This is a genomic window from Paraburkholderia fungorum (genome assembly GCF_003610895.1).
Taxonomy (GTDB): Bacteria; Pseudomonadota; Gammaproteobacteria; order Burkholderiales; family Burkholderiaceae; genus Paraburkholderia; species Paraburkholderia fungorum_B.
This window is the reverse complement of the sequence record NZ_MCAS01000012.1, coordinates 109,307-121,665: the sequence shown is the minus strand read 5'-3', so window position 1 is coordinate 121,665 and position 12,359 is coordinate 109,307. Positions and strand designations below refer to the sequence as shown.

Here is a 12,359-nt window from a genome sequence, read left to right as displayed (position 1 = left end):
ACTCGACGAAACACGTAGACCATGCCAACGCCCTACGTGATCTGATGGTACGTGCCGCGCCGCGCGGCGATCGGGTAAAACCAGAACTCTTGCTCTTTTAGAAGACTCAGGCGACACGAGTGCGTCATCAGACTGCATCGCGGATAAATGTCCGGACCCGGATGCCGTGCTCCAAAAGAAAAACCCCGCTTCGATCTCCGGAGCGGGGTTTTCTCTGGCGCGTTTTGTGCCGTATTACTTGACGATACCGACGAGCTCGACTTCGAACGTCAGATCGCTATTCGGCGGAATCACGCCGACGCCACGCTCGCCATAAGCCGTTGCCGCCGGGCAGGTCAGCTTCGCCTTACCGCCGACTTTCATTTTCTGTACGCCTTGCGTCCAGCACGGAATCACGCGATTGAGCGGGAAGGTTGCCGGGCCGCCATGCTTCGCCGAGCTATCGAACTCGGTGCCGTTGGCGAGCGTGCCGCGGTAGTTGACCTTCACGACATCGTCAGCGGCCGGCTGCGGACCCGTGCCCTGCGTGAGATGTTCAACGATGACGCCGGAGGGCAATTTTTCAGTGGTGGAAGCAGCCATCGCCGTGGAGGAAAGAATAGCCGCGGCGACCAAAGCAACGATGGATTTCAAAGCAAGTCTCCAGGTGGGTAGTGCGCGTCATTGTAGCGGATGAGCTATTGCGGCCAACGTGATTGCGCGTGCCGGTTTATTCGGCATCCTCGCCGTGCAGCGAGACCGCCCCGGCGATTCGCCCGCTTCTGGCGATTTCGCGTTGTGTCAGCTGCGCGGCTTGCAGCTCCATCCGTTTAAGCAAACCGTCGAGTAAATGCGCCTCTTCGTCGCTCAGGCAGGCCGCGAACTCAGCGTTGTAGCGTTGCCCGCTCACGCGTGCGTGTTCGTAGGCGAGGCGGCCGGCTTCGGTGAGCGTGAGCACGGTTACACGCTTGTTCTGCGGCAACCGCGCTTTCGCAATCAAACCTTTCTTCACCATATTGGCGACGCAGCGGCTCGCCACCACCATATCGAGCGCGGCCAGTTCGGCAAGCTGGGACAGATTCGTGTCCGGGTACTTGCCGACGAACGCAAGAATGCGCCAGTCACGCCGGCTAATGCCGAGTTCCCGCCTGAACATCAAGCCGACGCCCTGGGTCGCAAGGCGCGCCAGAGTGTGCAGCCTATAGAGCAGAAATTCGTCGATGTGCTCGGGATGCTTCAGCACGGGTGTCGATGGAGGGTCGGTCGCAGGCACAGGGAACGTACTTCCAGCAAGGGATTGACGGTCATTATGACGCGCTTTGGCGGCAGCGGCTCCGGCGCATTGTGCATTCGCACATATATTTGATTAGGTCAATCGTCAGGTTAGTTTCTAGCATCGAAGCCTTCCCCGGTTTCTCCTACTTCAGGCCGCAAGGCCGCAGACGGTGCTTATAGATGGCGGACACCCGCAACGTTCTCTTCATCATGTGCGACCAGCTTCGCCGCGATCATCTCGGCTGCTACGGACATCCCTACCTTCGAACCCGTCATATCGACGCGCTGGCCGCACGCGGCGTGCGTTTCGACAACGCCTTCGTCAGCTCGGGCGTGTGCGGTCCGTCGCGCATGTCGTACTACACCGGCCGCACGATGAGCAGCCACGGCGCCAACTGGAACCGCGTGCCGCTCTCGATCGGTGAAATGACGCTCGGCGAATATCTGCGCCTGAATGGCCGCTCGCTCGCGCTGGCGGGAAAAACGCACGTGATGGCCGACGGCAAGGGGATGGAGCGGCTCGATATCGCGCGCCAGAGTCCGCTCGGACTGCGTCTGTCGACCGGTTCGTTCGACGAGCTCGACCGCTACGACGGTCATCACGAACCTGGCAAAGAGAGCGGCTATCCGGCCTTTTTGCGCAAACATGGCTACGTCAGCGACAAACCGTGGAGCGACTTCGCGATCAGTGTGGAAGACGACGGCGGCACGGTGCATTCCGGCTGGAAAATGCGCAACGTGCGCTGGCCCGCACGGGTCGCGGAACCGCACTCCGAAACGGCCTACATGACGGACCAGGCGATCAGCTACATCGAGCAGCAAGGCGATACGCCGTGGGCGTTGCATTTGTCGTACGTAAAACCGCACTGGCCCTATGTCGCGCCGCGCCCCTATCACAACCTGTATTCGCTCGATCAATGCCTGCCGATCGCGCGCAAGCCGGCCGAACTCGACAATGCCCACCCGGTGGTGGCCGCGTATCGCGCTCATGAAGAGAGCGCCAATTTCGCGCGTGAAGAAGTGTCGAACACTGTGCGGCCGGTTTATCAAGGTCTGATCCAGCAGATCGACGACCATCTCGGCAGGTTGTGGGACACGCTCGAACGGCTCGGCCGCTGGCAAGACACCCTGATCGTCTTCACCGCGGACCACGGCGACTTCCTCGGCGATCATTGGCTCGGCGAAAAGGAATTGTTCTACGACACCGTGCAGCGTGTGCCGATGATCGTCTACGATCCGTCGCCGCGTGCCGACGCCACCCGCGGCAGTGCCGAAACGCGCTTCGTGTCGGGTATCGACGTGGTGCCGACCGTGCTCGACGCGCTCGGCCTGCCGGCCTGCGAAGAACGTATCGAAGGAAGCTCGGTTCTGGCGCTGACGCGCGGTGAAACGGAGCATGCCGAAGGCTGGCGCGATTACGTGGTCTCCGAACTCGACTATAGTTTCCGCGGCGCGCGTCTCGCACTGGGCCGCAAGCCCGACGAATGCCGCGGCTGGATGGTGCGCGATACACGCTGGAAATACATACACTGGCAAGGGTATCGCCCGCAACTTTTCGATCTGGCGAACGATCCTGACGAATACGTCGATCTCGGCGCCGATGCGGGTTACGCCATCATCCACGCGCAAATGCATGCAAAACTCGCTGACTGGTACGGCTCGCTGAAGCAACGCGTCACGATCGACAACCCGACCGTCGAAAGCAAGACCGACACGCACAAGGACTGGGGCGTCTTTTTCGGCGAGTGGTAGTACGAACAATTGGCACGAAAGACGCGCATGCGGCCGCGAAGAGAGGTTCAAATCGAGTCTCAGGCGGAGATCGACTCAGCGCCACACAAATAAATCATATGCGCCCGCACACCATACCTGGTCGCAAGGAGACACCATGCAGCGCTCGCCAGCACTGACACCCGAGGACGCGATCTATCGCAAGATCGCGCGGCGCATCGTGCCGTTTCTATTCATCTGCTACGTGGTCAATTTCATCGATCGCGTCAACATTGGCTTTGCAAAGCTGCAGTTCCTGCAGGATCTGAAACTCGATGACGCGGTGTTCGGTTTCGCGGCGGGGATGTTCTTCGTCGGCTACCTGGTGTTCGAATTGCCGAGCAACCTGCTGCTCGATCGCATTGGCGTGCGCAAGACGCTCTTGCGAATCATGGTGCTGTGGGGCGCTCTGACGGTGCTGCTGATGTTCGTCAGGAGCGCAAGCATGCTGTATCTGCTGCGCTTTCTACTGGGCGCCGCCGAAGCGGGTTTTTTCCCCGGCATCATTCTTTACCTGACCTACTGGTTTCCCGACCGGCAACGCGGACGTATCACGAGTCTGTTCATCATGGCGGTGCCGCTAGCGGGCATCATCGGGGGGCCGCTGTCAGGCTGGATCATGGTGCATTTCCACGACATGCTCGGCTTGCACGGCTGGCAGTGGCTGTTCCTGATTGAAGGCGTACCGGCTATCGTGCTCGGCGTCATGGCAATGCTCTACCTGGACGATCGTCCCCAGCACGCAAAATGGCTCAGCGACGCGGAAAAGGCGCACGTCACCGCCGCGCTCGAAGCGGATCGACAACAGCGTGGCGCGCACCACGCGCCGCCCGCGCGACTCTCCGATGTGTTGCGCAACCCGCGGATCTATCTGCTCTCGGCGATCTATTTCTGCGTGTTCATGGGACTCAACGCGATCGGCTTCTGGATTCCGACGCTGCTGCGGCACGTCGGCGTGCAACAGATCGGCAATATCGGCTGGTTGAGCGGCGCGATTTCGGTTTGCACGGCAATCGGTATCGTGGTGATCGGGCGCAGTTCGGATCGCCGCGCCGAACGGCGCTGGCACGTGGCGGGCTGCGGCTTCGCGGTGGCCGGCAGTTTTCTGCTGCTGCCGCTCGCCGCGCATAGCGTGCCCTTCACTGTCGCGTTGCTGGCGATTGCGTCGACCTGCATCTACGCGGTCCTGAGCATTTTCTGGACGATCCCCACCGCTTATCTGGATGGCGGTGCAGCGGCGGCCGGTATCGCGACGATTACCGCGATTGGCGCAATTGGCGGTGCGGTGAGCCCTTCACTGGTCGGCATGCTGAAGACCGAAACCGGCAGTGTCTATGCGGGCTTTGCTGTTATCGCGGTGCTTCTGATCGCGGGCATGATTGCACTGCTGCGGGCCGTGCCCGCGCCGCATCGCGATACGCTGGGTCCACCGGTGCGGCCGGTTGCGGTGAAATAAGCGGATGTTTGCTGAACCGGGGGAGACGTCTGATTGAAGTGATGCAGTGAGGCGGTTGGTTTTTTTTGTTTTGATTGTTGTTTTACGCGATTGCTGCTTTACGCGGAATTGGCGAGCGTGGAAGTGAGCGGATGTTCGCCAGTCCGTTCGTGTGAGCCTACTCTGAGAATCAACGCAGGAAGCCGGTCGCCGGCTGCCGGCTTCCCGCGCGCTGAGGAACGCCAGTTGCGTCAGTGGCCGTGACCACCGCCGTAACCGCCGCCGTGGCCACCGCTGCCGCCGAAGCCGCCGCTGCCGCCACCATGGCCTTGGCCTTGGCCTTGGCCTTGGCCTTGGCCTTGGCCTTGGCCTTGGCCGCCGTTGCCTTTGCCGCCGTCGCCGTGGCCACCATCGCCATGACCACCAGCACCATGGCCGCCGTCGCCATGGCCGCCATCTCCATGACCACCGTCGCCATGGCCGCCGTCACCACGACCGCCAGCTCCATGACCACCGTCGCCGTGGCCGCCGTCACCACGACCGCCAGCTCCATGACCGCCGTCGCCATGGCCGCCGTCGCCATGACCGCCATCGCCGTGACCGCCGTCGCCATGGCCGCCGTCGCCATGACCGCCATCGCCATGACCGCCATCGCCGTGACCGCCGTCGCCATGGCCACCATCTCCATGACCGCCGTCGCCATGGCCGCCATCTCCATGACCACCGTCGCCATGGCCGCCATCTCCATGACCACCGTCGCCATGGCCGCCGTCGCCACGACCGCCAGCTCCATGACCGCCGTCGCCATGGCCGCCATCTCCATGACCACCGTCACCATGACCACCAGCACCATGGCCGCCGTCGCCATGACCGCCGTCGCCGTGGCCGCCGTCGCCATGGCCACCGTCGCCATGACCGCCATCGCCATGACCGCCGTCGCCGTGACCACCATCGCCATGACCGCCGTCGCCGTGACCACCGTCACCATGACCGCCATCGCCGTGGCCGCCGTCTCCATGACCGCCGTCGCCGTGACCACCGTCACCATGACCGCCATCGCCATGACCGCCGTCGCCATGACCGCCGTCGCCGTGACCGCCATCGCCGTGGCCGCCGTCACCATGACCGCCATCGCCGTGGCCGCCGTCTCCATGACCGCCATCGCCATGACCGCCGTCGCCGTGACCACCGTCACCATGACCGCCATCTCCATGACCGCCGTCGCCGTGGCCACCATCTCCATGACCGCCATCGCCGTGACCGCCGTCGCCATGGCCACCATCTCCATGACCGCCGTCACCATGACCGCCGTCGCCGTGACCACCGTCACCATGACCGCCATCTCCATGACCGCCATCGCCATGGCCACCGTCGCCGTGACCACCGTCACCATTGCCGCCGTCGCCATGACCGCCGTCGCCGTGGCCGCCCGTTCCACCACTGCCCGTCCCGCCACTACCCGTTCCACCACTACCTGTTCCACCACTACCTGTTCCACCACTACCCGTCCCACCACTACCCGTTCCACCATTACCCGTCCCACCACTACCCGTCCCACCACTACCTGTTCCACCATTACCCGTTCCACCATTACCCGTTCCACCATTACCCGTTCCACCATTACCTGTTCCACCATTACCCGTTCCACCATTACCCGTTCCACCATTACCCGTTCCACCATTACCCGTTCCACCACTGCCCGTCCCGCCACTACCCGTCCCACCATTACCTGTTCCACCACTACCCGCCCCACCATTACCCGCTCCACCACTACCCGTTCCGCCCTTCCCCCCACTACCGCTCCCCGCATTCCCAGCACCCAACCCCGCCGAGTCGGACGTGGATCCGTTCGCAGAACCGCCAGCGCCCACCCCAGTCGACGACGTTCCGCTGCCATTGCTGCCCTGTGAGCCCGAAGTCGACGCCGTGCCCAAACCGCCCGCTGCCGCCGCGCCAATTCCGCCGGACGCCCGCGAGCCACCATCCTCCTGCTTGCAACCAAGCGCATCGAATAACGGACAGGTGATTGGCAACGCCTGCGCAACCATCAGCTTCGCCGAATCTGCCGCCGGCGCCGTCTGACCCGTTTGAGCGCCCGCCATCGCCGCATAAAGACTCACAGCAACCGCCAATACCGCTTTGCTTGTCCCCAACGTCCGCGTGTCCCCGTTTTGCTTTTTCATTTCAGTCTCCTAAACATCTATTTTGAAAGACAGATCCAGATAACGATTGAATCTCTGTTCGCGGTTAAAAAATGAAACTTCAAAGCCCGGTCGACATTGCCGCGCGGCGCCCGAAAATTGACTGACACCCGGCATCTCCCCCACGGATAATCCCGGCCGGATTTGATCCGATCTGGACTAAACGACACGCTGTGCGCGAACTCATCCCTGGAAAGGGCACAGCAGGACCTGATGGACGTTGAAGTTATGCGCAGCGCCTCACAGTGACCGTGCGCTAGACCACGCAATGCGATACAGATGACCTGTTTCCGATTAATTGCATCTCGTCACTGTCAAAGATCGTTAATTCCTCTCCATGGCACTGTAATTTTTTAAAGTATGCAGTCCAAACTATTATTTTTAATTTGCCGAATGACTCCCTTCGTCAGATGAATCAAACAGAAGTTTGCAGGCAGCAGAGTGAACCGTGACGCGAACAAATCAGTGTTTGTCCGGACACAAAGAAGAATTTGCAAAGGCAAAAGTGAGGGCAATCCCACAGACAGTACAAATCAGACACGAGGCACGTTCCGGGCCACACCGAGCGCCGCCGCTGCATCAGTGCCGTCCCTATCCGTGCGCCGCTCCACCCGCACGAGCAGGAAAACCGGATCGGCGACAATAGGACAATCGCAACCTCATCGACAACAGGAAAAGAGATGCTTTTATCCGAACAATGGGTGCTGGTAACGGGCGGCGCCCGCGGACTCGGCGCTGCGATCACACGCGCACTGGTACGCGAAGGTGCGGGCGTCGTGGTGAATTATCACAAGAGCGAAGCGCTGGCTCACGCGCTCAGAGACGAACTCGGCGAGCGCGTCCTGCCGGTTCAGGCGGACGTGACCGATCCGGGCGCCGTCGCGCGCCTGTTCGAAACGGCGCAGGCTCACACGGGCAAGCCCGTCCTGTCGGTGGTCAACAACGCATTAGCCGACTTTCAGTTCGACGGCGACGCCCGTCCGAAAATCGACTCCATCGACTGGGCACGCTTCCAGCAACAACTGGACGGCTCACTCAGAGGCGCGCTCAATACGATGCAAGCGGCAACCCCGGGCATGCGTTCGCACGGATTCGGCCGCATCGTCAACGTCGGCACCAATCTGTTCCAGAACCCGGTCGTCCCCTATCACGATTACACAGCGGCCAAAGCAGCCCTGTTGTCGCTCACGCGCACCGCCGCCCACGATCTCGGCCCGGACGGCATCACGGTCAACATGGTGTCGGGGGGCCTGCTGCGCACCACGGACGCGAGCGCTGCCACGCCGGAATTCGTCTTCGACCTGATCGCCAGTTCAACGCCGGTGCGGCGCGTCACGACACCTGAAGAGTTCGCCGACGCCGTGCTGTTCTTCCTGTCGCCGTGGGCGCGCGCAGTCACCGGTCAAAATCTGATCGTGGACGGCGGCCTCGTGAAAGGTTAATCGCCGAAGAACGCGAGCAGCGCACCAAGCGGTGCGTTGCCACCTGGCGGGCCCGCCCATTGGCTACGAACTTTGGCCAGAAAATCAGCGCCGCACAGCGCCACACAACGCCCCCAGTAACGCATAGCCCACCTTGCTTTGCGCCGTCTTTTCCCGAAGCGTTTCCACCATCCGCCGCATCGCCACGAGTGATGATTCACGCCGCAACGCGCGAACACTTGCCACGCGTGCCTTCGCACGGCACCGATCGCAGGCGCGGGTTTACCTTTGTTTGACTTACCGGAACAGGGCCGTTTACTGGACGTAACTCGAACCTGTCCAGACGCTTTCGATTTACTTTGTTCAGCTTAATTGTGTGCCGAGAGCGTCCCCTACTACGTCTGGAGGTATGTCATGGTTAGCGTATCCAGCAGCGCCGCTGAAGAGCTCAAAGCTGCAATCCGAGGTGAACTGTTACAACCCGGCGACGCGGGTTTCGACGCGGCCCGCAGCATCTGGAATGCAATGATCGACCGGCATCCGGCAATGATCCTGCGCTGCGCGGGCGTGGCCGACGTGCGCCGCGGCGTGGCATTCGCGCGCGACAACGGCCTGCCGCTGGCGGTGCACAGCGGCGGCCACAACATCGCCGGAACCGCGTTGTGCGACGACGGCCTCGTCATCGACCTGTCGCCGATGAAATCCGTCCATATCGATCCAGTCGCGAAGCGCGCGTATGTCGAACCCGGCGCGACACTTCACGATTTCGACCACGAAGCACAGGCGTTCGGGCTCGCCACGCCACTTGGCATCAATTCGACCACCGGCGTAGCGGGTCTGACACTAGGCGGCGGTTTCGGATGGCTGAGCCGCAGATACGGCATGACCGTCGACAATCTGATTTCAGCGGACGTGGTGACCGCCGACGGCGAGCTGCTGCACGCAAGCGCTGACTCGCATGAAGATCTGTTCTGGGCGATCCGCGGCGGCGGCGGTAATTTTGGCGTCGTGACACGCTTCGAATTCGCGCTTCATCCGGTAGGACCGCTCGTATATGGCGGCCTCGTCGTGCTGCCGCTCGATCAGGCGAGAAGCGCTCTTCATCAGTACCGCGCGGCGACAGAACACATGCCGGAGGAATTGACCGTATGGACCGTTTTGCGGCTCGCGCCACCGCTGCCGTTCCTGCCGCCCGAGGTGCACGGCAAGCCGGTCATCATATTCGCGATGTGCTACACAGGTCCCATCGAAAATGGACCGTCCGTGGTGGAGGGCGTGCGCGGCTTCGGCACGCCGGTCGGCGAACATCTTGGCCCGATGCCGTACGCGATGTGGCAGCAGGCGTTCGATCCGCTGCTCACGCCGGGCGCTCGCAATTACTGGAAATCGCACAATCTCGGCGCAATACCGGACGGTCTCGTCGATGCGCTGCTCGATGCGATCGGCGCGTTGCCGTCGCCACAATGCGAAATCTTCTTTGGGCAGATCGGTGCGCAGACGAGCCGGGTTCCGGTCGAAGCCACCGCCTATTCGAGCCGCGACACGCAGTACGCGATGAATGTGCACGGACGCTGGGACGACGCGAGCGACGATGAGCGCTGCATCGCCTGGGCGCGCGCCTTCTTCGACGCCGCCGCACCGTTCGCGCTGGGCAGCGTGTACGTCAACTTCATGACTCAGGAGGAAGGGGAACGGGTAGCGGCCGCGTATGGGCCGAACTACGAGCGTCTCGTCGCTGTGAAGCATCGCTACGACCCGCACAACCTGTTCCGCCACAATCAGAATATCCGCCCGGCGGCTTAGGTATCGAGTAGGGATCGAGTACGGATCAAGCGCAGATCGAGTGGAAGCGGTGCTGAATGAAGTCGGCCGGCGTGTGAACGTCCGCGCGTCATGGCTGTCTCATACCCCAACCGTGGCGTCAGGCACGCTAAATGCTGATTAGCAGGCGTCAGGGCTGCCAGCGTCACGGCACGCATTGTCAAATTAGAAACAGCACCCTTCTATCACGCACCAGGAGAACGATCATGCGCAGACGACAATTCATCATGACCACGAGCGCCGCTTTGGCTACGGCGGGTCTTGGCCTCGCCGGCTGCACAACCACGTCGCCATCCTCGAGCGCGTCGCCCTCGGCGAACGCCGGCAAGCGCGACACGATCAATGCCGGCGTCGATTCGACCTTGACGCGCCTCTACGCGAACGTCACGGGCTCACGCGAACTGGTCGACAAAGCACGCGGCGTGCTCGTGTTCCCGTCGGTGATTTCAGCCGGCTTCTGGGTTGGCGCGCAATACGGCGAAGGCGCGTTGCGGGTGGCCGGGCGCACCACGGGCTACTACAGCACGGTGGCGGGCTCGTTCGGTTTGCAGATCGGCGCGCAATCCAAGGCGCTCATCTTCCTGTTCATGACGCAAGACGCGCTCGACAAATTCCTCGCCAGCCAGGGGTGGGCGGCCGGCGCCGATGCAACGGTCGCCGTGTTGAAGGTCGGTGCGAACGGCGCGGTCGATACCTCGACCGCCACCAGCCCGGTCGAAGCGTTTGTGCTGACAAACGGCGGCCTGATGGCCGGCGTGTCGCTCGAAGGCACCAAGATCTCGCGTCTGATCATCTGAGCGGGACGCGCCCGCCAGTACAGAGGCATAGTCAGGCACAGTCACGCGGCAGGGCAACCGGCCGCGTGACGCCTCGATCAGTGCGCCTGCGGCAGGGTGAATACAGCAATCGCCGCCGTCAGTTGACCCGTCTGCGCCTTCAGCACGTCGGCTGAAGCGCTCGCTTCTTCCACGAGCGCCGCGTTCTGCTGGGTCGTCTGATCCATGCTCGCCACCGCGATATTGACCTGCTCGATGCCCGAGCTTTGTTCCACCGACGCCGCGCTGATCTCGCCCATGATGTCGGTCACGCGGCGCACGGCGTGCACCACTTCCTGCATCGTTTCACCGGCGCGGCCCACGTACTGCGAGCCGCCTTCGATCTGCGCCGCCGACTCCTCGATCAGTGTCTTGATCTCCTTGGCCGCCGCCGCGCTGCGCTGTGCGAGGCTGCGCACTTCGCCCGCCACCACGGCGAAGCCGCGTCCCTCTTCACCGGCGCGCGCCGCTTCGACGGCTGCGTTCAAAGCGAGAATATTGGTCTGAAAGGCGATCCCCTCGATCACACCGATGATGTCGCCAATGCGGTGCGACGACTGCGAGATTCCCCGCATCGTCTCGACCACCTGGCCGACCACTTCGCCGCCGCGCGCCGCCGTCTCGGAGGCATTATGCGCAAGCTGGCTCGCCTGCTTCGCGTTGTCGGCGTTCTGCTTCACGGTCGCCGTGATCTGTTCCATGCTTGAAGCGGTCTCGCCCAGCGCGGTTGCCTGCTGCTCGGTGCGGCGCGACAGGTCCGCGTTGCCGGCAGCAATCTCGTTGGACACGGTCGAGATCAAGGTCGCGCCGCTGCGAATCTGCGCGATCGCTTGTGCAAGACGATGCTGCATGCGCTGCATCGCGGCCAGCAGGCTGCGCTCGTCGCCGGGTTTCGTTTCGACCTCCACGTCGAGCTCGCCATCGGCGATACGCGAAGCAATCTGCGCCGCGTAGGCCGGTTCACCGCCCAGTTGCCGCAAAATGCTGCGCAGGATTACGCCAATCACGAGCGAGACCAGCAGGCACAAAATCAGTGCGGCGCCGACATACTGCGCGAGCGCGGTGTAAAACGCGGCGTCGATATCGTCGGTGAACACCCCGGTCACGATCGTCCAGTCCCACGGCTTGTAGAGCCGCACGTAATTGATTTTTGGCGCCATCTGATTGGAGCCGGGCTTCAGAAACTCCAGATGAATGAAGCCTTCGCCCTCGCGCTCGGCGAGATCGGATCCGTCCTTGAAGACGTGGCGGCCCTTCGGGTCCGTGAAGCCGCTCATGTCCTTGCCTTCGAGATCGGCCCGCACACCGTGCATCAGCACCCTGGCATGCGCATCCTCGATGACGAGGTAACCGCCGGCGCCGTCGTAGCGCATGGCGCGCAGGTCGGCCATGGCCATGCGTTGGGCGTCGGCAAGCGGCATCGTGCCAGCCGCGGCGAGGCCGTTATAACGATCCAGCACGCTGTAGGCGACGCTCACCACGCTTTTCAGTTCGGCCTGACGGTCGGCGATCATCGTGTCGTGCGTCTTGAACGCACCCCACAGGCCGATCGCCAGAATTCCCGTGCACATTACCGCCAGTGCAAGCCACAGCCGCACCTTCAGGCGAAAGCGTTCCATCTCCGTATTCCTTTCTATTTATA

At 62.5% G+C, this 12,359-nt stretch carries 9 protein-coding genes; 5 read left to right on the top strand and 4 right to left on the bottom strand.

The window, feature by feature from the left end; translation table 11 throughout:
- Nucleotides 1-234: 234 nt before the first annotated feature.
- Together BCY88_RS13290 and BCY88_RS13285 are read right to left on the bottom strand one after the other, a co-directional pair.
- Nucleotides 235-582 (bottom strand): FKBP-type peptidyl-prolyl cis-trans isomerase, encoded by a 348-nt coding sequence (locus BCY88_RS13290; protein ID WP_259461401.1) that lies wholly within the window; start codon nt 580-582, stop codon nt 235-237.
- A 127-nt stretch (nt 583-709) separates the two neighbouring features.
- Nucleotides 710-1,252, bottom strand: coding sequence for a MarR family winged helix-turn-helix transcriptional regulator (locus BCY88_RS13285; RefSeq protein ID WP_259461381.1), 543 nt, complete (start codon nt 1,250-1,252; stop codon nt 710-712).
- A gap of 182 nt (nt 1,253-1,434) precedes the next feature.
- Between BCY88_RS13285 and BCY88_RS13280 the strand changes: the two genes are divergently transcribed.
- Together BCY88_RS13280 and BCY88_RS13275 are read left to right on the top strand one after the other, a co-directional pair.
- Nucleotides 1,435-3,006, top strand: coding sequence for a sulfatase-like hydrolase/transferase (locus BCY88_RS13280; protein WP_120344689.1), 1,572 nt, complete (start codon nt 1,435-1,437; stop codon nt 3,004-3,006).
- 136 nt (nt 3,007-3,142) lie between these two features.
- Nucleotides 3,143-4,480: an MFS transporter gene (locus BCY88_RS13275; protein ID WP_120344688.1), complete on the top strand. Its 1,338-nt coding sequence runs from the start codon at nt 3,143-3,145 to the stop codon at nt 4,478-4,480.
- 169 nt (nt 4,481-4,649) lie between these two features.
- Here the strand turns inward: BCY88_RS13275 and BCY88_RS13270 are convergent, their stop codons facing one another.
- Nucleotides 4,650-6,140, bottom strand: a complete 1,491-nt coding sequence (locus BCY88_RS13270; RefSeq protein ID WP_147408518.1) for a hypothetical protein — start codon at nt 6,138-6,140, stop codon at nt 4,650-4,652.
- A gap of 1,200 nt (nt 6,141-7,340) precedes the next feature.
- On the opposite strand from BCY88_RS13270, the gene BCY88_RS13260 reads away from it, so the two are divergent.
- The 3 genes from BCY88_RS13260 to BCY88_RS13250 all read left to right on the top strand — a co-directional run bounded on the left by BCY88_RS13260 (nt 7,341) and on the right by BCY88_RS13250 (nt 10,699).
- Nucleotides 7,341-8,102, top strand: coding sequence for a 3-oxoacyl-ACP reductase (locus BCY88_RS13260; RefSeq protein ID WP_120344685.1), 762 nt, complete (start codon nt 7,341-7,343; stop codon nt 8,100-8,102).
- A gap of 393 nt (nt 8,103-8,495) precedes the next feature.
- On the top strand, nt 8,496-9,884 hold the full coding sequence (locus BCY88_RS13255) for an FAD-binding oxidoreductase (protein WP_120344684.1): 1,389 nt from the start codon (nt 8,496-8,498) through the stop codon (nt 9,882-9,884).
- Nucleotides 9,885-10,108: 224 nt separating this feature from the next.
- Entirely contained in the window at nt 10,109-10,699 is a 591-nt protein-coding gene (locus tag BCY88_RS13250) for a BPSL1445 family SYLF domain-containing lipoprotein (RefSeq protein WP_120344683.1), read from the top strand.
- A gap of 77 nt (nt 10,700-10,776) precedes the next feature.
- Here the strand turns inward: BCY88_RS13250 and BCY88_RS13245 are convergent, their stop codons facing one another.
- Nucleotides 10,777-12,336: a methyl-accepting chemotaxis protein gene (locus BCY88_RS13245; RefSeq protein ID WP_120344682.1), complete on the bottom strand. Its 1,560-nt coding sequence runs from the start codon at nt 12,334-12,336 to the stop codon at nt 10,777-10,779.
- Nucleotides 12,337-12,359: the final 23 nt, after the last annotated feature.

Bases quoted from the DNA above. Each gene is read 5' to 3' on its own strand.
- BCY88_RS13290 (WP_259461401.1), bottom strand. From the start codon at position 582: ATGGCTGCTTCCACCACTGAAAAATTGCCCTCCGGCGTCATCGTTGAA.
- BCY88_RS13280 (WP_120344689.1), top strand. From the start codon at position 1,435: ATGGCGGACACCCGCAACGTTCTCTTCATCATGTGCGACCAGCTTCGC.
- BCY88_RS13275 (WP_120344688.1), top strand. From the start codon at position 3,143: ATGCAGCGCTCGCCAGCACTGACACCCGAGGACGCGATCTATCGCAAG.
- BCY88_RS13270 (WP_147408518.1), bottom strand. From the start codon at position 6,140: ATGGTGGAACGGGTAATGGTGGAACGGGTAATGGTGGAACGGGTAATG.
- BCY88_RS13260 (WP_120344685.1), top strand. From the start codon at position 7,341: ATGCTTTTATCCGAACAATGGGTGCTGGTAACGGGCGGCGCCCGCGGA.
- BCY88_RS13255 (WP_120344684.1), top strand. From the start codon at position 8,496: ATGGTTAGCGTATCCAGCAGCGCCGCTGAAGAGCTCAAAGCTGCAATC.
- BCY88_RS13250 (WP_120344683.1), top strand. From the start codon at position 10,109: ATGCGCAGACGACAATTCATCATGACCACGAGCGCCGCTTTGGCTACG.
- BCY88_RS13245 (WP_120344682.1), bottom strand. From the start codon at position 12,336: ATGGAACGCTTTCGCCTGAAGGTGCGGCTGTGGCTTGCACTGGCGGTA.